Consider the following 22,018-nt stretch of genomic DNA (forward strand, 5'->3'; position numbering starts at 1 on the left):
TACTGCGATTTCATATACCTTTACAACAAAAAATGCAAGTTAAACCTTCCACCTACAGCCCACTTGAGGAAAAGCTAAACATATACAGTCACCTGGCTGGCATAATACTAGGCTTGGTAGCATTAATCTTTCTATTATTTAAAGCCACCGACACTTTATCATTCATTGTTTACATTAGCTATGGTGCATGCATTATTGCGCTTTTTACAGCTTCTACTTTATATCACTCCGAGAAGGATGCCATTCGACGAGCACGGCTAAAGGTATTCGACCATTGTGCCATCTATTTTATGATAGCAGGCTCCTATATTCCGTTTCTGACACTTGGCATAGGCACAAGTTGGGCCTGGTGGCTTTTGGCCGGTGTTTGGCTATTAGCCATTTCCGGAAGTATACTTAAGCTGTTTTATGCAGGTCGCTTTCAAATTCTCTCAACCATTAGCTATGTACTGCTGGGCTGGATTGTTGTAGTGGCTATTAAACCGCTAATAGCCGCATTAAGTACGCCAGCTCTGACCTGGCTGGCACTGGGAGGTGCCTTTTATACCTTGGGTGCTGTTTTATACCAGATTAAGCGCATTCCTTTTAATCATGCCATTTTTCATGCATTTGTATTATTAGGTGCCTATGCTCATTTCCATGCTATCTACTGGCATATCTGATTAGCAAATCAGATCGTCAAGCACTGCCTCAAAGGTTGGAAACTCAAAATGGAAGCCATCCTTCTCAAGTCTTTTAGGTAACACTTTCTGCCCAACCAGCAAGGCATTTGCCCCTTCCCCAAACATCACTCTCAACAGTTTTTCAGGAATGGCTGGCAACACCGACTTTCTGGTACGTTCTTTAATGGCCTCGGTTATTTCCAGATTCGACAGCATTTGTGGTGCAACTAAATTATAAATCCCATTTGATGCCTCTCGCCTGATAAGATACCAGAAAGCACTTAACACATCATTTAGATGGATAAACGGGAAAACCTGGTGACCATCGCCCAGCCTGGCCCCTAATCCAAACTTAAATGGTTTAAGCATCCGAGGAAACGCACCGCCTTCATTGCCCAAAACGACCCCTAGCCGAACAATACACAGTCGCACATCTGTCAAAGACTGAACTTTATAAGCTTCAGCCTCCCACTGCTTACACACATCACCTAGAAAATCATTGGCATAGTTGGTCGAAAACTCATCATGCACCTCAAAACTGTCATAAATCCCAACCGCTGATGCTGTTATGATAATTTCAGGCGAAGTTTCCATGTGGTGAATAGCATCCACCAGCACATTTGTTGTATTAATACGACTGTTTAGTATCTCTCGCTTGTAGTTGGGTGTCCATTTTTTAGCGGCAATAGGGGCTCCAGCCAGATTTATAACAACCGAGCACCCATTTAACAACGTTTTGAGCTGTGATTTTTTGCTTTTAAAATGCTGTCGCTTCAAGCGCACAACAGTATAGCCATTGCATTCAAGAAAATTACTCAATGCATTACCTATAAAACCTGTGGCACCACTTATTGCAATCTTATTATCTATTCGCCCCTGAGGCATAATCATCTAGTTTATCAAGTTAACCTATAGCTATCAGGATTTATTCAGGAATTCCTGCAACTCTTCACCACTCACTCCCATCTCCATTTGCCCTTTACTAAAAAACGAAATACGTCCGGTTTCTTCCGACACTACAATAGCATGAGCATCTGTAGCTTCTGTGATACCCATGGCTGCTCGGTGCCTTAAACCAACACGCTTAGGAAGATCTGTATTTTGAGAAACAGGCAGAATACAACCTGCTGCTTTTATCTTGTTACCGGTAATAATAACAGCTCCATCGTGCAGTGGGCTGTTTTTGAAAAAAATATTCTCCAACAACTGCGAAGATATAACGCCATTTATTAACTCACCGGTCTGCACATAATCAAGTAATTCTGAATCCTTAGTGATTACAATCAGAGCACCGGTTTTGGTTTTTGCCAATGACAAACAAGCTCGCACAACTGGCTTATTGTAGATCGACATCATCCCCTTTGATTGCGACATAAACACCTTATCCATTGAAAACCGGGTAGTTACATTGTACCTCGAACCAAGTAACAGAAGGAAGCGTCTGATCTCTTGCTGGAAAACGACTATGAAGGCCACTACCCCCACGTTTACAATGTTGTCGAGAATGGTGGATGACAACTCCATACCAAATGTTTTGATAAGTATCCAAAACACGATAAAGGCAAAAATACCCAGCATGATATACAATGCCACTGTTCCTTTGATCAACTTATAGATGCGAAACATCAGGTAAGCAACCAAAACAATGTCGACCAAATCGATAAATCGTATATCCAGAAAAGTCATTGAATAATCAGGCTTTTGTAAGTTGACGCACTAAATTAATACATTCTACGGCTTCTTTGACATCATGCACTCTTAAAATGTTGGCTCCATTCAATAATGCTACAGTATTCAGAGCAGTTGTTCCGTTTAAAGCGTCTTCAGGCACCACATCAAGCAACTTGTATATCATTGACTTACGAGAGACACCCACCAACATGGGCAATCCAAATAGTTCAAACTGTTTTAGCTCTCTTAATAATTCATAATTGTGTGCAAGCGTTTTGCCAAAGCCAAACCCTAAATCAAGAATTATATCTTTAATCCCACAAAATCTTGCCTGCTTGACTTGCTTGGCAAAAAACAGGCTGATATCGCCAATCAGGTTATTGTAGGTAGGATTCATTTGCATATTTTGAGGTGTGCCTTGCATATGCATCAAAATATATGGTACACCCAACTCCCCGATTGCTTCAAACATCTTTTCATCCATCATTCCGCCTGAAATATCGTTGATAATATCAACTTCAAAATCATTTACTGCCATGCGACTAACTGAGGCACGGAATGTATCTAGCGAAATGATTGCATCAGGAAAACGCTTACGAACCCAGGAAAGAGATTGCGTCAATCGACTTATTTCCTCCTGCTCTGAAACATGCATGGCACCCGGGCGCGACGAATAGGCACCAATATCGATTATATCGCCACCCTCATCTATAATATGCTCACAGCGTTCTATTATTTCCTTCTCCAATTGATACTTTCCTCCATCAAAAAATGAATCAGGAGTAATATTTAAAATGCCCATTGCCAATGGCTTATCCAGAGACACAAGCTCACCTTTTATATTGATAACATGACTTTTACCCGACATTTGAACGCCTATTAGATAATTATTTTAAACATGATGGATGAAAAATTGTTAATTCTCATACAAAGCTAAAACAAATAATTTGCAAGGCTTAGCAAGAGCAATATTTTGGTTGAAAAATGAACCTGACGTTAAATTTTAAGATGTTATATTTATTAACATTTGACTCAAATCTCTCTTAATAGAGAAATTTTTCATTAAATAAAATTAAACATACAAACCTACACTTCAATACCTTACAAATAAAAGCGCAATTGATAACAAACGTTAAAGCGTTATTTTTTCAATGTGCCTGTAAATAAAGTTTTATATTTGCGTAAGCGAAAAAATAAACATTTAAGGTGTTAAATGTTAAGCTTTAAAAGCCACAATATCTGAATTAAAGGAAAATCAAATATTACACTAATTAATACCTATTATTATGAAAGTAACAGTAGTTGGAGCAGGTAACGTAGGTGCAACTTGTGCTGATGTACTTGCCTACAGAGAAATTGCTAATGAGGTTGTTCTTGTTGACATTAAAGAAGGTGTTGCTGAAGGGAAAGCACTGGATATCTGGCAAAAAGCTCCGATTAACTTGTATGATACCAGGACAATTGGTTCTACTAACGATTATGAAAAAACAGCGGGTTCAGACGTTATAGTAATCACATCAGGTTTACCTCGTAAGCCGGGTATGACTCGTGATGACCTGATTTCAACGAATGCAGGCATTGTTAAGTCAGTAACCGAAAATGTGGTTAAGCACTCTCCGGATGCAATTATTATCATTGTATCGAACCCACTTGATGTAATGACTTATCAGGCACATTTAACCTCTAAGTTCCCGCGCACAAAAGTAATTGGTATGGCTGGTATTCTGGATACTGCTCGTTACCGCGCGTTCTTAGCTGAGGAGTTGAATGTATCACCAAAAGATATTCAGGCAGTATTGATGGGTGGCCATGGAGATACAATGGTTCCTCTACCTCGTTATACAACAGTTGGTGGTATTCCGGTAACTGAATTAATCGATGAAGATAAACTAGATGCCATTATTGAGCGCACCAAGTTTGGTGGTGGCGAACTGGTAAAATTGATGGGTACCTCGGCCTGGTATGCACCAGGTTCAGCTGCTGCTCAAATGGTTGAAGCGATTGTAAGAGACCAGAAGCGCGTATTCCCGGTTTGTATCAAATTGGATGGCGAATATGGCATTAACGACTGCTACCTGGGTGTTCCGGTAATTTTAGGTAAGAATGGTGTTGAGAAGGTGATTGAACTTGACCTGAATGCAGACGAAAAGGCACTACTTGAGACAAGCCGTAAGCACGTTTTGGAAGTAATGAGCGTTTTGGATAAAAACGCCTAATCCAATACACTGTTTATAAAATCTGATACTAAAAGCCCTGCCAGAAAAATGGCAGGGCTTTTATTTGTTCGATAGCGAACAATTACATGTTGCAATACCGTTCAATCTTTTAGACACCTCAGAACCCACCAACATCTTATACCCCTGTCTTACTGTTACTTACAAGATATGGCACAAATTCTGAGATGTAATTAGCGTAACCAACGATGGAGGATTGAAAGATGAAAACTACAGTTAACCATAACCACAGACACTCAGTAATTAACTACTTGTTTTTCGGTATTGCAGCCAGTATTTTTACTTTGAGTATATTTTTCTCACTATATCAACAAGAAGAAAAAGTAAGATTCGTAAAAGATATGTCTTTCATGGTCAACTCACGACTAACCAAACCCGTATCAACTTCAACCATCACTGAAACATACGCGGTTAACCTAAAGGAAATGATGAGTGACACTGAAGCACCTTTGGTAGTAGAAGCATGGATGACAGAACCTTACCCCGTAACCGCAACAGCGCAACCTGCAGCCATACCAACAGCTTATACTGAACAGGCCATAGTAGTAGAAGATTGGATGACAGACTTAAATAGCTGGTCTGCCGTTTCAAGCAATACTTTTGAAGAGGAAGCATTGGCCATTGAAAGCTGGATGCTGAACACAGAAGAATGGGCCGTATTAAACACCAACAGCGTATATAACGCCAATACCTTTGCCTCAGAACAACTATATATTGAAGAATGGATGCTGGATTTAGACAGTTATATTTCCTTACCAGCGAGTAACACTTTTGACGAGGAAGCACTTACTATTGAAAGCTGGATGCTAAATACCAATGAATGGGCAGTATTTGCGGAAAACGGACCTTTAGCTGAATTTTCAACAGAGCAACTATACATTGAGGAGTGGATGCTGGATTTAAGAAGCTGGTCAGCAATCTTCAACGATGCAGCCTTTGAAGAAGCTCCTTTGACCATTGAAAGCTGGATGTTAGACACATCTACCTGGTTAGCTGACGCTAAATAACCTTTATATACGATTCCATCAGTTGGGCCGAACAGTTTCTGTTCGGCCTTTTTCATATTTGCAAGCCACAGCTCTATCATATACTCATTCAGAAAAAATGATGCAATTAAAGCTATTAGTACCATTGAGCGAAAATATTTATTACTTTTGCCCTGCACTACTATTAGGGGCTGACGTGGATTTGACAGCTTGGCAAAGTGGTGTGTAAGCATGTCGAGCGTTGTGGTACCGGCTCGTTAATCCCGGATCTCAAACTTTTTTAATTGGCGAAAATAATTACGCTCTTGCTGCTTAATCGAAGTATAGTAGATAAGCCCAATTTCGGCATAAGATGCTGAAACAAGACATCTCCCGGGTGCTAACGTTCTGAGGCGGCCCGATTCGGAGATGCTGGTAAATCGGAACTAGAAAACAGGATGTCTTGCACTGTTTTCGAAATTTAAGAGACTAAGGTAGTAATCGGTGGCTTTGATCCAGTTGCTACCCGACAATTAAGTCAAAGCTAAGCATGTAGAAAGCACATGGCTTCCTTGTCTGGACCGGGGTTCGATCCCCCGCAGCTCCACTATTACAAATCACCTTCGGGTGATTTTTTTTTGCATGGTAGCTATACTAAATACGATTAAAAATAAGTGGGCAAAACCGTTGCCTTGCCCACCTATTACCATTGCTCTATGGCGCAATGTTACCATAACAAACATAACTGATCTACTTCTTTTGCGTTGTTGGGAATCTTATTTATTATCCAAAATTCATCACTTTTTAGTCTTTTTTAAATAAGTATTCTACCGATTTCCATAGGGATATTACCTATTTTTCTACGTACAAATACCTATTTAAAGAAAAGCTTCTACATTTGTTGTAAAAACGTTAATGCAAGGCAGCCAGCAACTTCATTCTATAATAGAATTAAATAATCTTCAGGCGCTTTTTAAGAGTTTTCATGCCTTAAGTGGCGTTGCTGTAACATTTACTGACGTCAACGGCAACTTACTGTACAATTCCGATGGCTCACACTTTGGTGCCGGTTGGGCTCATGCATGTACACATTTTCATCGACAATGTGAATCAACAAAGAAAAACTGCATCATAAGTGATACATATCTGGCAACTCACTTAAAGGGCGGAAAAGATTATGCTATTTATACCTGCCTTAATGGCCTTGTTGACATAGCCGTTCCGGTGCATTACAAACGAAAGCACATTGGCAATCTGTTTTCTGGCCAGTTTTTCATGCAAACACCTGATATCGATATCTACGCTGCAAAAGCTGATAAATACGGATTTAACAAAGCAGAATATCTGGCTAGTATTAAAGCCATTGAGGTGTTTTCACAGGAAAAGGTAGATAGCATCGTGGCTTTTCTTAAGTCGCTTGCTAAAATGATTGTCACGAATGCAGGCCAACACAATTGGCAGAAAGGCATTGCTGAAACAATCAATTACAATACGCCGTCGAATATTGCATTTAATAAACGTAACGAGATACTAACCACAACCCTTCTTTCACTTGAGGACTACATCTATTCGCTGGATACGAATGACTGCTTTGAAACCATGTATACTCATTTTAAAATTGGCTTGCTGGAAGATAATTACGACAATATTAAAGGTAAACACTTCACCACCATAAATATCGATCAACAATTTAAACGACGACTGGCACGAACACTTTCCAATGTTAAACTTACCCACCAAGCCGAAAGTTTCTACTTTCAGTTATATAGCCGTTATCCCGGGCAACAATATAAAGCAACCGTTGCTTGCAGGCGAAATGCTCATAATCAGTTTGGTGGCACAACTCTTCACATACGCAACATTACCTACGAAGCATCAGCTTATGATGAAGTAAAAAAACTAATGCATATTATTGATCAGAGTCCGGTTGCCATTGTTATTACCGATAGTGATGCTAACATCGAATACACTAACGAGTGCTTCACCCGCAATACGGGTTATAAATTCGATGAGGTAAAAGGAAAAAATCCACGAATCCTGAAATCTGGAGCTACATCAACAGCTGCATATAATGCCCTTTGGCAAACAATTAGCAAAGGGCGCACATGGAAAGGCACATTTCAAAACAAAAGAAAAGACGGTTCCTTTTTTTGGGAAGATTGCATAATAAGTCCGGTGCTTAAGGAGGGAGTCATAACTCATTTTGTCGCTATCAAGGAAGACGTAACAGAACATAAGGCCATGGAAGAAGAGTTAATGCGCTACAAGAATAAATTGGAAGGCCGTGTTATTGAGCAGCGTAAATTACTGCAGCAAACCCGCCACGATTATAAGGAGATAGTTGAACACCTTTCGGGTATTGTGTGGGAGGTAGATATGCGCGGGATTATACAATTTGTTTCGCCCAACATATACCGCTACTCCAATTACCAGGTTGAGGAACTAATTGGACAACCTATACACTTTCTTTTCGATCCTGAACTGCATGGCAAACTGTTTAAGTTTATTTCTACATTTCATTTATGCCCCCATGAATTTAACGATTTTGAAGTATTTCTGGATAAAAGCCACAAACGGACTTACTTAAAAGCTTCAGGTAAACCCATTTACAATAAAAATGGGGTATTGCAGGGCATTAGAGGCATATCCCTCGATATCACTCAACAAAAGGAGCAGGATAAACAAATAGTATCGGCTATTTGGGATGCTGAGGAACGACAAAGGACGCGTATATCAATGGAGCTGCACGACTCAATTGGTGCTACCATGTCGGCTATCAGCATGTATATGAATACCCTTAATACTCAACATCCTCAAAATAAGCTTTTGCAGCAGGTTGACAGTATTGTAAAACAAACTGCTAATGACATCAGGTTAGTGGCTCGTGAACTAAAACCCCCAGAACTTGAAACGCTTGGCTTGGCCGAAAGTCTTAACGCTATTCGACTACTATATAGCAAATTTGATAAGCTGAACATTAAATTTCTAACCGATAACCTAACAAAAGAGCCAGGTAAAGATGTGCAGCTAACCATATACCGGATAGTATCGGAATTAATAAGCAATTCAATCAAACACGGCAAGGCAGACTCTATGACAGTTAGCCTATTTAACCACAACGGCGAGATATTCTTGCTGTATGAAGATAATGGCCATGGTAACTTTTGCCTGGATAACAGTTTGAAAGGCGCAGGCATGGGCATTAAAAACATCATGACCAGGGTACGCACTTACGGTGGAGCGTGCCAGTTTTTTCCAATAAAGGGTTTTGGCTTGATTGTTGGAATACAACTTAAATACTAACTTCAACACCAATCACATGAATTACACTATTGCTATAGTAGACGATCACCCCCTGTTTATTGAAGGTTTTAAATCATACCTCAGCTTAAATCGTAAGATTGAAAGACTGGAAACAGCAGCTAATGGTCGACAGTTTATCGAGCTGATTGAAGGTGGCTACCTGCCTCATATTGTGTTTATGGATATAATGATGCCGGTTATGGATGGCATTGAAGCAACAAGGCACATCAAAGCCAATCATTCAGATGTAAAAGTAATCGCTCTATCGTCGTTAGAGAGCCTGGAGCATGTGGAAAAAATGATAGATGCCGGTGTGGATGGTTACCTGCTTAAAGAAGCGACACCTGATGAGATAAACAAAGCCATTGAAGCTGTAATGAATGAAAATAACTACTTCTCCAATAAAATAGTACTGTCATTATCAAAGCGAGCCATCAACGGCAACTCGCACCAAGTAAACAACTCACCTGTATCATTAACAGGTCGTGAGAAGCAGCTACTTATTTTACTATGCAAAGGCCTAAGTCGCCAGGAGATAGCAAGCAGCCTGCATATATCGGAAAAAACGGTTGACAAGCATAAAGAAAATATACTTGCCAAAACCGGATGTAAAAACCTTATCAGGTTGGTGATATACAGCATCAAAAATAAACTGGTTAGTTTGGATGCTCTGACACATCTGTAATCGACTGCGAATGGAACCCCTTTGCGCTATTAGCCAACGAAAAGCTGAAAGTACTCCCTTTACCAGGGGTACTCTCAATCAGCAACGCACTGTTGTTGGCTTCCAGAAATTCATGACAAACCGACAACCCTATACCTGTTCCTTTCTCCATATTGGCGCCTAAACCCGGCTTAACACGTTTCTTTCGCATAATGCTCTTTAGTATATGAGCTGGCATACCAAGCCCTTTGTCCTTCACAAGTATGCGGGTACGATTACCATTCTCCGCTGCCAACTCTATTTCAATGTATTGCGTATTTCTGGAGAACTTAATAGCGTTTGAGAGCAAATTTTGCAAAACCACTTTTATCATATCCATATCGGCAAATACCCGGCTATTACTCGTATTATATGTCAGCCGTATACTAATTGACTTTTTTTGCATGCTTAACCGATAGAAGGCCTGTAGCTCACTCAGTAGCTTATCCATATCGAAATGACAGGGCAAAGCGGTGATACTATTTGATTGTGACTGCGCCCAGTTCAACAGATTAGTCACAAACTCAATACCCTGAGTGGCAGTGAGCCAAATAGCTTCGTATAGTCGTCGGCGCTCCTTCCCATCAGTATCTTTATGACTATTGTTCATCAGCAAATCGCTTATAGCCACCAGCGCACTAAAGGGTGTTTTTAAATCATGACCTATAATGGAAAAGAGTTTATCCTTTGCCGCATTGGCCTCTTGCAGCTCCAACTGCACACCTTCCATAATTTGTTTAACAGCCTCCGATTCTTTCAGTTGCCTGCGTAAGCACTTCAGTAGATTCTTTTGCTGTTTTATTTGCTTTACAGTTGATGTCACCTCTTCCACAGTCAATACCACTTGTTCGGCATAATGGTCATCACGCTTTATCAATGGAGCCAACGACACCTCGCAGTAAGCATCTTTTTTGCCTAATCCCTGAGCAACCTCTACCCCATGCAAACCCGATGACAAAAACAGTGGAACGTTCTCATTAAAAACCTGTTCGAGGCGTTGCTTAAAATAGCTCTGCTCAAAAACAGGAAACAATTTCTCCAGCGGCCAACCTTCTACTTGCTTCCGCTTATCATTCAGCAGCTCCCTGAAACCCTTATTAACAAAAACGATATGCTTTTGTCTGTTTAAAACGCATATACCCAAAGGAACAGGATTATATACTGCTGTTAATTCTTCATTTGTCATCAAGTCCTAAGCGTTACCGTTTATATTATCAAGAAGTTCTCCCAATACCTGAAATGAATTTAGCTCTAAAAAAATAAGCAGAGTGCCTTTTATAGCTTGCTCTTCTATCGCATATTGCGTATTAGCTAAAATAAATTTGCCCTTTCCCATACCAACAAAGAAATCATACAATGCACCATCTGAATAACAAGGAAGGGTATAGGATGAATGCAGGTTGAGCACATTGTTAAGACTGCCAATAACACCATTGATGACAATGTTTCCCACTTCTGTCAACACATTCTTTTTAACATGGCTAATGCTGGTATCCACATTGAGCCAGGGTGCAATTAGACCAAGCAGGCGAATAGCATCACGGTTTGGAAATATCAAATTGGCACGGCCGTTAATCTGGCCATTAAAGTCCATGTGCACAATCGACGCATTTTTAGTCTGGTACTCCTGCAAAACGTCATCGTGCCAATCAACAATCTGCACATGAATCGTTTTTAGCTCAATGGGCTTATTTAACATCCGATTGAGCAGGCTTGCACCTTTACCAACCCCAATGTTTATCAACTCCTTTAAAGCATCCAGTTGAAGCGCAGATAATTCCATCACAAATTATTTTTAAGCAATAGTTGAATTTGATCAGTAAGCACCTGCTTATTAACGGGTTTCGCTATGAAAGCATTGGCACCAAGTTCAAGGCAACGTTTTTGTGTAGGTTCCTGTATATCGGCCGACAAAACAATGGTATAGGGAGCATTATTGATACTGCGCAACCTTTTTAACACCTCAGTTCCATCCATTTCAGGCATCAACAAATCAATGATCATCAGGTCTGGATTATAGGTTTTTATTTTATCCAGTGCCTCTTTTCCATCGCCTGCAAAATGCAGAAAACAGTCTTGGTCATCAAGTAAGTTGGCCAGATACATACGCGCGGCGAATGAGTCGTCAACAATCAAAATTTTAATCATATGGGTGTTTATTTTAAAATCCTTTAACAGTGTTTACCAACTTCTAACTGAGTTGACACACATTGCTAAAAGTGCTATGAAAGCCTTTTAAGTTTACTGGTTTAGAAAATATGCCAAGCACGCCTAAAGCCTGACACAACTTGTAAACCTCATTTGATGTATCGGAAGTAATGACAATAACAGGGATCTGATATGCTTCGCTGTGTAGCTCTTGCAGAACCTCAAAACCATCCATCAAAGGCATTTTCAAATCTAATAATATAACATCAGGCTTTTCGCGGATAATAACAGCCCAAGCTTCCTTACCATTACTTGCCTCAAAAACCTCAACATTGTATGGTCGCAAGAGGTACTTTCCGATAAGGCGCGCTTCACTGGCATCATCAACTATTAAAACTTTTGTCATACTCCTTCGATTAACGTGCATAATTGGTGGTTAAGCGCACTATTACTTTCTTGTGACAAAAATATTAGCTTAACGGGCTAAATAAGAATTTGTTTTACCTATTTCAACATGCGCATTATCCCTATTTACATGAGAATTATCCCTAGTAATTAAGGTTTTGTATGACGAGTGATACCCACCAGCTTTCTCTTTTGGCTTAATATTCGTTGGAAAAAAGGACATGTAGCAACAATGTACCATGCCCTTTTACGCTCTGCATCAGCGGGTATGAATTAGAAAAATTCTGTGTTCCCAGGCAAAATGAGCTTTAACCTTTTATAGAAAACGCATACTCTAAACCCATCCAAACTTCTAAAGTGTTAGAAGATAAAAGGCGTTAATACAAAGGATGTGATGCCCATGTAACCTGCATCAGGTATATATTTTTTAAGCGATACACACTAGGGATTTAATCCTGCTGCGTATGCTTTATTTTGTTTAAGTTCCTTACGCAAAGCTTTAAAAAACGCCCGTTTTGTTTCCCGATTCTGCTCTTTACCCAGAATATGACTGTATTGGTCCTCAAAGTTTTTTTGCAAGGCGGCGGAGCCTTCTGCCTTCACCAGCTCCTCAAGGCTTTTTTCTGATGAAAATACATTTATCCAGCGATATAGCTGCATATAATAGGTCGAACCAGAACCTACTGAGCTTAAAAGCTTACGATAAGCATATGCTTCCGATTGCCGTCGTTTTATATTTATACGAATTAGCCACTTTATCATTCTCATAAACATGAAGATGAAGAGAGCAGCTGCTACCAAAAATATCATCCACTTAAGTAGCTTCATCCAAGTGGAGGTTGCTGTTTGTTCTTCAACAAGTGGTGTTTCATCTTCTTCCAATGTGGCCCCAAGCATTTCCTTGTGCGATGCCAAAACACTTAAATCTTCATTGGGCAGCACTTCAATTTGTATGGCTGGCAGCGAGCGGTCTATCCAGCGATGCTGTTTGACATTCCAATACCCCAGCTCCACAGCCGGTATGGTCACCACCCCCTCTTTTTCGAACAGGTAGGCCACTGTTTGTTTTTCACTGGCAATAATAGCCGATGTGCGATCAGGTGTTTCTGTCGTCAGATTAGCCGTTTGCGGATAGATACTAATACCCTCAGCTGTGCCCCAGTCGAGTGAAGGCATAAACGCGGCCATAGTACCATAAGCCTGAATATCGACCGTGCGCTCCAGTACTTCCCCAACTTTGATGGTTTTAACAGGGCGCGACCAGGAATCTTTTCGGCTCATGCTTTGCGCCACCACCCAGTTATCTGCATCCACATTAGGCGGATTGCCAATGACATTTAAGGTTTTAGCCGCCGTAATTTTAACCTGCGGTGATGCTTTAAACTGCCCAGGTGCCGGACTGTGCACCACTACTTTTTGTTGTGGCAGATTTAATTCGCCTTCGTTGTAAGGATAGATCCAATAGTTGTACTCCACATAACTGTAGGTTTTGCCATTGATGCGCTCACTACCTACCTGATTGGCTGCAGGCACCACAAAGGCATCCCCCAGATTAAAAGGCGCGAATTCGGCACCATCAGTAAACCAGGTATCGGTATATATCTTGACAGAATAGCGGCTTGGCTGCCCCACATAAACACTACGCGGCGAAACACTCACCCTGGTATAAACATTCTGCCCAAGCAGCGGAATCAACAGCACCAGCTGAGCAACAATATGCAGGACAACTATTTTATTAAAACCATTCATAACTCATTAAATATTAACCATATACAAAACATCAAGTATTACCTTCAGAACATTCACAGACTTATTTCTTCTTTGCACTTCTCTTCTTTAGCTGATACTCAAACTTACGCTTCAAAAACTCCCCAGGATCTTCCTGTACATCGCGTATCATCACCTTGCGTGCATCCATGCCTTCATCCTGTTCAAACTCATCAGGGAGGTCTTCCTCTTCCTCAGCACCATGCACTTCCGATTCGGCCTCTTCCATCAAACGCTCTTCCTGCATCTGCTCTTCGGTGGCTTCCTGCCCTCCTCCACCAAGATCCTCTTCGGGATTCGGATTTTGCTTCATCTTCTCAAACAACGCCACAGCAGCTGTATCTGACAATGCTTCAAACTGATCGTTTTGCTCAATAAACCATTGCTGAATGGTTTGAATAGCTTCGGCACTACCGGGATAGGTACTATCAGCCATATAAGCGCGATAAAAAGCATTATAGGCCTGGTTATAGTTACTGTCTCTCAAAAACGCGACGCCCATATTGTAATAGCCGGCCGCTGATGAATCAGCTGAAAAGGCCTTTGCTGCCTTTTTATATTCACCAGCTTTAAAATATGCTGTTCCCTTATGCTGGGTATCTTCAAATAATTCTGCCGCTTCACTATAATTACCCTTATCAAAAGCCTTTTGTCCCTGGTAGTCCCGGGTATAAAACAAGTCATTGGCACCATCTTCCATTGTACAACTACTAAATAAAACGGCTACCATAAGGGTAGGCATAAACCCCTTGCGGAACCAGAATAGAATCAGAACAGCAATGGCCCAAACCAGGTAATAACCATGTTCTACCCAAATGGATTCCTGCAATTCATCATCAAGCTGGTATTCTTTTTCCTTCTCAAGTATGCGCGCCAGTTGTGTTACATCGCTGTCATCGAGCACAGGCAACAATACATTAATATTTTGCTCCTTACTCAACAATGCAGCATTATCTTTCAGTTCGGCATTAATCGCTGAAAAAGGCATAATGGTCATCTTATCATCGCGACCAGCCATGTTTGATTGCACAGCAAATTGCATCTCCTCATCAAGCACATCGGTTAACAATAGTAAATGTACAGGAGCTGAGATGTCTGTTGTTAACGTATCGGTCAATTCCAAAGCTTCGGATAGGTTGTTGCCTTTTCTGGGCATGACATTGGGCTGCAAAGCCTCCAAATGAACGGCAATGGTCTGGTAATCGATGGTGGGCGGAATAACCAGGTGAGACGAACCCGAATAGGCAATCAGTCCCATGCGAATGCCTGGGTTGGCATCCAATAAATCCTTGATTTTATACTTGGCCCGCTCCAATCGGGTGGGTTGCAAATCACTGTTCAGCATTGATTCATTAACCTGCAAAAGAATCAGGCTGGTGGACTCTATTTTAGCCCCTGGTTTCTCAATCTGCTTCCAGCTGGGACCGCTCAGCGATAATACAATCAATACCCATCCGAAAATAAGCAGAAACCGGGCCGCATACAGAGCTCTAAAATCGCCTTTCCGAATAACATATTGACGCAAATGAGGCGAGATACGCTTTACCCATTTATCACTGTTATCAGAGCGAATAAGGTAAAACAGCGGAAAGAGCACTACGGGCACCAACAGCCATAAAGCCTGGGGCCTTATAAAATGCAACTGTTCCCATATTTGTGTTATATCAGTCATCTTTCAATGGTGTGTCATTAGTTAAAAACAATTCGTCATGCTGCCCAGCTCCTCATCATTGCTCTTTTCTTTTAAAAAGCTTAGCCAGATAAATAAAAAAGGCGGTAATAAATGAGAAAGCGAATAGTGCGGCAAGCGGATAAAAATAGAGCTCCTGTACCGGCACATAGGTTTCATGCTCGTACTCCACGGGCTCAATATCTTCCAACAGCTCAAATACCCTTTCCATTTCGCTGGCATCCTTAGCCAGAAAATACTGCCCACTTGTCAGCTTTGCGATGTGCTGAAGGGCTTCTTCATCCAAATCGGCTCCCAGCCTGGCAGGATCGCCAATACCAATCGTATGTATGGTGATGCTGTCGGTATTAGCCAGCTCGGCTGCGTCAAAAGGCGAAACTCCAATGCCGCTGTCGGCCCCGTCGGTAAGCAACAGCAGTACCTTATTGGGCAGGGTATCGTTGGCAAAAAGCTCAATACTCTTCCCTATGGCACGGCCAATGTTGGTTTGCTGTCCTGCCATACCCACATCAGTATCATCGAGCAGTTGAAGCAAAGCATGACTGTCGCTTGTAAAAGGTGCCAGGGTATAAGCATTGCTTCCAAACAGCAGGATGCCCATGCGGTCACCCTCACGCTCTTCGATAAACTCACCCATCAGATGCTTCACTGCTTCCCAGCGCGATACTTTCTCGTCATCCAGCTCCCAATCTTTTTGAGCCATGCTAAATGAGATATCAGCTACCATCAGGAAGTTTCGCGATGTTTTTACTACCAAATCGGGTTCGCCTACCAGCCGTGGGCGGGCCAGAGATATCAGCACCAGAGCCCAAAGTGCCCACAACACCACCTGACGTATCCATGGCCGCTTAAGCTGACGCACACCTTTTTTAGGTTGCTGACCACTCAACTCAGCCGCACGACTGAGGAATGATACCTTTAGTGATTTTTTACGTATGCGCACCGCCGGTAGCACCCAGATAATCAATAATGGAAGTGGCAATAGGTAGAACACCCAGAAATATGCAAACTCAAAATTATCAGGCATGATGTTGAATCCAATAGGTTACACTGCGCTTTAATTCATTCTGTCGCACGGCATCCATTTCCCTAACTAATTCAAGGTTAAAAGTGCCTTCTACAACTAACTCCATATCGTAACGATTAATTTTCGGGCAAGTTTCTATCAGAAAATTGAGCCAGTGCGCCCCCGATAATGCCCCTACCTTTTCGCGCCCGTAAGTTGATATGGCCACAGTTTTAAGAACAAGGGATAGAGTTCTTATTAATACTTCCGCATTTTCAAACTGTTGGTTTATAATGGTGTTGATGGCTTCACGCCGGTATTTATTCTTCTGGTATCCACGGATGCGCATCATAGCAAAAACCAACACCATTAAAACAACTGCGACCAATAGGATACTCCAGCCAATGGCATCGAAAGTAAATTCAATAGGTGCCGGCTCTATTATCTCGATATGTGTGAAATCTGTTGTATTCATTTTATAAAGTATCCAATACCAAGTACGAAGACTTTAGAATGTTACATCTCAATACTTACAGTTTATTTAAAGTAATCACTCAATTGATGCTGAACAGGCGTGATGGTATCAAACTTCAACACCGGGATTCCATGTTTCAGCATCTGGTCAGAGAAGGATTGGTAGCGTTCAACTGTGTCTTCAGCATAGCCCTTGTTCAGCCTTTCTTTTGTACCATCGTATAGCAATTGCAGCTCTTGTTGCGATAACACCCACTTTTCATCGGCCATGGTAAATTCCATGGGATCGTTCACCTTAAACAGCACCACATCGTTGTGACGCGACACTGAGGCTAATGCCGATTTGACTTCTGGCAGGTAATGTAAAAAATCACTGATAAACACAATCAGGTGGTTAACCGGCTTTAGCTGATGCAAGGCTGTCATAGTATTTGTTAACACAGTTTTATTATCGGCCATGTATGTTTGATACACAAGACTTTGATTTACCTCTGTCAGCTTCTGCATAATCTGTACCAGGTTCTTTTGTCCGCCCTTGGGACGAATCAACTTCGCCTCTTCATCATTGAAAATGATGGCTCCCAGGCGATCTTTTTCTTTTACTATGTGATGCGCCACAATAGCTGCGAGCTTGGCAGCCACCACCGACTTCATATTCTTTGCCGTACCAAAAAACATGGAAGAGCTTTGATTCACGACCAATAAAACCGGACGTTCACGTTCTTCGGTGTATTGCTTTAGATGTGTTTTCTGTGTGCGCGCTGTTACTTTCCAGTCGATGTAACGCACATCATCGCCCCTCACGTATTTACGCACCTGGTCAAAATCAAGACCACGTCCATGAATCAATGATCGGTGCCGACCAAACAAGGCGCTTCGCTGAGGCTGCTTACTACTGAAGTTAACTGCATCAACATATTCCGCCTGCTCCATTAAATCCTCAATGGTAACGGCCACCTCTACCGGTATTTGATGTTGCTTTTGCATGATTGGCATCTTTAAGCAGGAATGGCTACCAAATCTAATAATTTATCGACCACCACATTGGCATTTATGCCTTCCGATTCAGCTCGGTACGACAGAATCAGGCGGTGACGCAATACATCGTGTGCAATGGCCCTCACATCGTCGGGCGACACAAAATTACGTCCATTGAGCCAGGCATGCACACGGGCACAACGCTCCAGAGCAATGGTACCACGTGGCGAGGCACCACATTCCACCCAATCGCTCATCTCCTCGTTGTATTTACCCGGGTAACGGGTGGCAAACACCAGGTCGACAATGTATTGCTTAATGGCCTCACTCACCTCCACTTCCCCGGTGGCTTTGCGAGCGTCAAAAATTACCTGTTCCGGAATGGTGCCATTGTTTTCTGTCTTTTTGGCTACTGTTTCGCTACGCACCAAATCCAGGATGGCTTTTTCTGCCTCCTTCTCCGGATAGCCAATTTCCACTTTCATCAAAAAGCGGTCCATCTGTGCTTCGGGCAGCGGATAGGTTCCCTCCTGCTCAATAGGATTTTGCGTGGCCATCACCATAAACAGCTTAGCCATCGGGTAGGTTTGTCCGCCGGCCGATACCTGACGCTCCTCCATGGCTTCGAGCAAGGCTGCCTGCACCTTGGCCGGTGCCCGGTTAATCTCATCTGCCAATATCATATTGTTGAAAATGGGCCCCCTTTCGAACACAAACTTCTCCTCTGCTTCTGGCTGATACACGGTTGTGCCGGTAATATCAGACGGCAATAGGTCTGGCGTAAACTGTATCCGGCTCAAGCCGCATTGTATTTGATCTGAAAGACTTTTGATAGCACGTGTTTTGGCCAGGCCCGGCAATCCTTCAAGCAGCATATTACCGTTGGCCAGCAACACAATCAACATCCGTTCCACGAGATGCTCTTGCCCCAGAATACTCCTGTTTAAGTTATCCTGTAGTGTTTTTATTTGTGTCAACATATCATAAGGTATTTTAAATTCTCGCCAATTATTTTAAAGAATTCTATTGAATATTTCTAACTAATATACTAAAACAAAAGTACTTTAGCTGAATAAGTTTCTATCCCGTAATTACGACAGATACTATTTGAAAAACGACATTCTTTCTTGAAAATGGTATTATATTCTATCTTTGATTTGGCTGTAATGCGGTTTAATTAACAAAAAAACATGCGACACTTTAAGATATCAGAAACCGAAAATCAATTTAAGCAACTGGCCGAACAAGTTGGAGGTAAAGTCGAAGACGGTGTTCTATTTATGCCTGATGATGTAGGTCAAGGCTTTCTTAAATCAAGCGTGTTGGTTGATGGGCTGATATTTCAGGAAGCAGATTATAATTTATTTGAAGACTTCTACCTTGAGCGCAAAGTTACGGAGGAAGCAGCCAGAAGTTTTTTCTCACTGATATATAATTTTCAAGCTGCAGATTTAACTGATTCACCTAATCAGCACAATTCCCACAACTTGCACAATCAGGTATTATTTTTTAATGGTCATTACTCTTACAATAGTTTTATCCCTGCATATACATTATTTAAACAGATTCATTTTTTTATCAGCTTCGATAAGCTAATGGCATTATGTAAATATTACGATTTACCAGAAGAAATCATTCGCTTCCTGGACACAGATGAACAATGGTGTTTTAAGAATCCGTTTTCAACGGAGATTCAGCGGGTATTGCATCAATTAAGAAGCTACCAGGCTGATAATTTATTTACCAAAGGTTATCGGATCAATAAGGCAGAAGAATTGATAATGCTTACACTGGAACAAATTCTTAGGGATATTTCCAATAAAAAGAATGATACCAACTTTATTCATGAAGATGATTTACAAACCATTATTGAAGTTGAAAAAATTCTACTTGAATCACAGGATGAAAGTATCAAGATCATTGATATTGCCAATCAGCTTTCGATAGGCATACGTAAACTACAGCGTTTATTTAAAGCTTATCATGGTACCGACATGACCAGCTATCGTAAACAGGTTAGAATGGAACAGGCTCGTCAGATGATTATGCAACAAAATTTATCCATCACCGAAGTGTGTTATAAAACTGGATATACATCTGTTAGCCATTTCTCAAAAATATTTAAAGACCACTTTGGAACCTCTCCTTCAGGCCTACTAAAAAAGACCTCGTAAAAACACCCTTGACGCAATCGCAATAATATTAGTCACATTAGTTGAAGAACCATAGGTGTATTTCCATGTACATTTGCATCTAAGATAGTTTTAATCAACAGACTTTCAACAAACGAAAAGATTAATATTATGAGAAAGATTATTTCAATACTGCTGATGGCAATATTAGTTATTCCTGCCACATTCGCACAAAAAAAGAGCAAAAACACTGCTAAACCAAACATCTTAGTGATTATGGCTGATGATATTGGTATATCTAATTTAAGCTACAACAATAAAGGTATGATGGGGTATACCACTCCAAATATCGACCGCATTGCAAACGAAGGGGTTCAATTTACAGACTATTATGCGGAGCAGTCATGTACCGCGGGCCGTTCAGCTTTTATTACCGGACAAATGCCTGTACGCACCGGATTAACCAAAGTGGGATTGCCAGGAGCTGATTTAGGGTTAAGAAAAGAAGACCCTACACTGGCAACGTTACTTAAGCCTTACGGATATGCTACCGGGCAATTTGGTAAAAATCATTTGGGTGACAAAGATGAATTCTTACCTACCGAGCATGGTTTTGATGAGTTCTTTGGCAACCTATACCATCTAAATGCCGAAGAAGCGCCTGAACATGAAAACTATCCTCAAGACCCTGAGTTTAAAGAAAAATTTGGCCCTCGTGGTGTAATAAAATCTACTGCTGATGGCCAGGTAAAAGATACAGGGCCTCTTACGAAAAAGCGAATGGAAACAATTGATCAGGAATTTTTGGATGCTACCATCGATTTCATTGAGCGTAACGAAGACGATGATACACCTTGGTTCTGCTGGTTTAATCCCTCACGCATGCATTACCATACCCATGTACCAGACGATTACAAAGGCAAATCGGGCTTAAATGTCTATGCCGATGGTATGATTCAGCACGATGATCAAATAGGAGTTTTACTGAATAAACTTGATGAAATGGGTATTGCTGAGAATACAATTGTAATTTATACAACGGATAATGGAGTGCATTTTAATATGTGGCCCGATGCTGGTGTTACCCCGTTTCGCGGCGAAAAAAACACCAACTGGGAAGGTGGTTACCGCGTTCCTTTTGCAATGCGTTGGCCAGAAAAAATTAAGGCGGGACAAATAGAAAATGGCATTACTTCGCACACCGATTTACTACCTACTTTAATGGCTGCCGTTGGCGAGGATAATATTGGTGAGAAACTAAAGAAAGGCCATAAAGTAGGTGATATGACATACAAGGTTCATATTGATGGATACAACCTACTTCCTAACCTTACCAATGAAAATGCGCAAAATGAATGGCCAAGAAAAGAGTTCTTCTACTGGAGTGACGATGGTGATTTGGTAGCATACCGATACGACCGATGGAAACTGGTATTTATGGAACAAAAAGCTCATCAGCTTAGAGTTTGGATGGAACCTTTCACCGCATTGCGTGTACCGTTAATATTTGACTTAAGAATGGATCCATACGAGAGAGCCTCAATCGACGCCAATGGCTATTTTGAGTGGATGGAAAGAGTAGGACAATTCCTGATTGTTCCAGCCCAATCAAGAGTTGGAGAGATGGTATCTACCTTTAAGGAGTTCCCACCGCGCCAGAAACCGGCTAAGTTTAATTTAGAAGAAGTAATGAATAACATGATGAAAACACCATAGCGATTTACGCAAAAATACAATTCCCTCTGCAAGCAATGACTTGCAGAGGGATTTTTTCTTTTTACAACAGAGAATATACCCACTCAATGCCATTTGTGTCTATACGCAGCAATGCTTTACCAGCATAGCCCTACAGAGCTTTACGATCACACCTGCTGCATCTA

Annotated in this window: 20 protein-coding genes and 1 other RNA gene; 8 read left to right on the forward strand and 13 right to left on the reverse strand. The window is 41.3% G+C overall.

Annotation, left to right across the window (positions count from 1 at the left end; all coding sequences use genetic code 11):
- Positions 1 to 32: 32 nt before the first annotated feature.
- Positions 33 to 662 carry a PAQR family membrane homeostasis protein TrhA gene (gene trhA, locus KEM09_RS13690; RefSeq protein ID WP_212229118.1) on the forward strand — a complete coding sequence of 210 codons (630 nt, stop codon included), beginning with the start codon at positions 33 to 35 and terminating at the stop codon, positions 660 to 662.
- On the opposite strand, the gene KEM09_RS13695 is transcribed toward trhA, so the two are convergent.
- The 3 genes from KEM09_RS13695 to folP are packed head-to-tail and all read right to left on the reverse strand — an operon-like array spanning position 663 to position 3,201.
- A complete protein-coding gene (locus KEM09_RS13695; RefSeq protein WP_212229120.1) occupies positions 663 to 1,547 on the reverse strand; it encodes a TIGR01777 family oxidoreductase in 885 nt (294 codons plus the stop codon).
- A 33-nt stretch (positions 1,548 to 1,580) separates the two neighbouring features.
- A complete protein-coding gene (gene cdaA, locus KEM09_RS13700; protein ID WP_212229121.1) occupies positions 1,581 to 2,348 on the reverse strand; it encodes a diadenylate cyclase CdaA in 768 nt (255 codons plus the stop codon).
- Between the two features lie 7 nt (positions 2,349 to 2,355).
- Positions 2,356 to 3,201 (reverse strand): dihydropteroate synthase, encoded by an 846-nt coding sequence (gene folP / locus KEM09_RS13705; RefSeq protein ID WP_244825019.1) that lies wholly within the window; start codon positions 3,199 to 3,201, stop codon positions 2,356 to 2,358.
- A 418-nt stretch (positions 3,202 to 3,619) separates the two neighbouring features.
- Between folP and mdh the strand changes: the two genes are divergently transcribed.
- From mdh to KEM09_RS13730, 5 genes are all read left to right on the forward strand, one after another.
- A complete protein-coding gene (gene mdh / locus KEM09_RS13710; protein WP_212229123.1) occupies positions 3,620 to 4,549 on the forward strand; it encodes a malate dehydrogenase in 930 nt (309 codons plus the stop codon).
- 221 nt (positions 4,550 to 4,770) lie between these two features.
- The gene (locus KEM09_RS13715) at positions 4,771 to 5,574 is read left to right on the forward strand and encodes a hypothetical protein (RefSeq protein WP_212229125.1); all 804 of its coding nucleotides are present in this window, start codon (positions 4,771 to 4,773) and stop codon (positions 5,572 to 5,574) included.
- A 166-nt stretch (positions 5,575 to 5,740) separates the two neighbouring features.
- Positions 5,741 to 6,142, forward strand: a transfer-messenger RNA (tmRNA) gene (gene ssrA / locus KEM09_RS13720).
- A gap of 305 nt (positions 6,143 to 6,447) precedes the next feature.
- Positions 6,448 to 8,835 carry a PocR ligand-binding domain-containing protein gene (locus KEM09_RS13725; RefSeq protein ID WP_212229127.1) on the forward strand — a complete coding sequence of 796 codons (2,388 nt, stop codon included), beginning with the start codon at positions 6,448 to 6,450 and terminating at the stop codon, positions 8,833 to 8,835.
- Between the two features lie 16 nt (positions 8,836 to 8,851).
- Positions 8,852 to 9,520 carry a response regulator transcription factor gene (locus tag KEM09_RS13730; RefSeq protein WP_212229129.1) on the forward strand — a complete coding sequence of 223 codons (669 nt, stop codon included), beginning with the start codon at positions 8,852 to 8,854 and terminating at the stop codon, positions 9,518 to 9,520.
- On the opposite strand, the gene KEM09_RS13735 is transcribed toward KEM09_RS13730, so the two are convergent.
- The 10 genes from KEM09_RS13735 to KEM09_RS13780 form a co-directional block, all read right to left on the reverse strand.
- Positions 9,492 to 10,724 (reverse strand): sensor histidine kinase, encoded by a 1,233-nt coding sequence (locus tag KEM09_RS13735; protein ID WP_212229132.1) that lies wholly within the window; start codon positions 10,722 to 10,724, stop codon positions 9,492 to 9,494. The two genes, KEM09_RS13730 and KEM09_RS13735, sit on opposite strands and share 29 nt — an antisense overlap.
- Positions 10,725 to 10,730: 6 nt before the next feature.
- Positions 10,731 to 11,321, reverse strand: a complete 591-nt coding sequence (locus KEM09_RS13740) for a hypothetical protein (RefSeq protein WP_212229134.1) — start codon at positions 11,319 to 11,321, stop codon at positions 10,731 to 10,733.
- Positions 11,321 to 11,686, reverse strand: a complete 366-nt coding sequence (locus KEM09_RS13745; RefSeq protein ID WP_212229136.1) for a response regulator — start codon at positions 11,684 to 11,686, stop codon at positions 11,321 to 11,323. The genes KEM09_RS13740 and KEM09_RS13745 overlap by 1 nt, the downstream gene beginning before the upstream one ends.
- A gap of 43 nt (positions 11,687 to 11,729) precedes the next feature.
- Complete coding sequence (locus KEM09_RS13750) at positions 11,730 to 12,092, reverse strand: response regulator (protein ID WP_212229138.1); 363 nt, start codon at positions 12,090 to 12,092, stop codon at positions 11,730 to 11,732.
- A gap of 440 nt (positions 12,093 to 12,532) precedes the next feature.
- The gene (locus tag KEM09_RS13755) at positions 12,533 to 13,840 is read right to left on the reverse strand and encodes a BatD family protein (protein WP_212229140.1); all 1,308 of its coding nucleotides are present in this window, start codon (positions 13,838 to 13,840) and stop codon (positions 12,533 to 12,535) included.
- Between the two features lie 61 nt (positions 13,841 to 13,901).
- Positions 13,902 to 15,530 (reverse strand): VWA domain-containing protein, encoded by a 1,629-nt coding sequence (locus KEM09_RS13760; RefSeq protein ID WP_212229142.1) that lies wholly within the window; start codon positions 15,528 to 15,530, stop codon positions 13,902 to 13,904.
- A 55-nt stretch (positions 15,531 to 15,585) separates the two neighbouring features.
- Positions 15,586 to 16,575, reverse strand: coding sequence for a VWA domain-containing protein (locus KEM09_RS13765; protein ID WP_212229144.1), 990 nt, complete (start codon positions 16,573 to 16,575; stop codon positions 15,586 to 15,588).
- The gene (locus KEM09_RS13770) at positions 16,568 to 17,029 is read right to left on the reverse strand and encodes a DUF4381 domain-containing protein (RefSeq protein ID WP_212229145.1); all 462 of its coding nucleotides are present in this window, start codon (positions 17,027 to 17,029) and stop codon (positions 16,568 to 16,570) included. Before KEM09_RS13770 ends, KEM09_RS13765 begins: the two co-directional genes overlap by 8 nt.
- Before the next feature lie 62 nt (positions 17,030 to 17,091).
- Positions 17,092 to 18,015 (reverse strand): DUF58 domain-containing protein, encoded by a 924-nt coding sequence (locus KEM09_RS13775; protein ID WP_212229146.1) that lies wholly within the window; start codon positions 18,013 to 18,015, stop codon positions 17,092 to 17,094.
- An 11-nt stretch (positions 18,016 to 18,026) separates the two neighbouring features.
- Complete coding sequence (locus tag KEM09_RS13780; protein ID WP_212229147.1) at positions 18,027 to 18,986, reverse strand: AAA family ATPase; 960 nt, start codon at positions 18,984 to 18,986, stop codon at positions 18,027 to 18,029.
- 210 nt (positions 18,987 to 19,196) lie between these two features.
- Here KEM09_RS13780 and KEM09_RS13785 point away from each other — a divergent pair, with 210 nt between their 5' ends.
- Together KEM09_RS13785 and KEM09_RS13790 are read left to right on the forward strand one after the other, a co-directional pair.
- The gene (locus KEM09_RS13785; protein ID WP_212229148.1) at positions 19,197 to 20,180 is read left to right on the forward strand and encodes a helix-turn-helix transcriptional regulator; all 984 of its coding nucleotides are present in this window, start codon (positions 19,197 to 19,199) and stop codon (positions 20,178 to 20,180) included.
- A 129-nt stretch (positions 20,181 to 20,309) separates the two neighbouring features.
- On the forward strand, positions 20,310 to 21,854 hold the full coding sequence (locus KEM09_RS13790) for an arylsulfatase (protein ID WP_212229149.1): 1,545 nt from the start codon (positions 20,310 to 20,312) through the stop codon (positions 21,852 to 21,854).
- Positions 21,855 to 22,018 lie beyond the last annotated feature (164 nt).

Source organism: Carboxylicivirga mesophila (assembly GCF_018271975.1).
GTDB lineage: Bacteria > Bacteroidota > Bacteroidia > Bacteroidales > Marinilabiliaceae > Carboxylicivirga > Carboxylicivirga mesophila.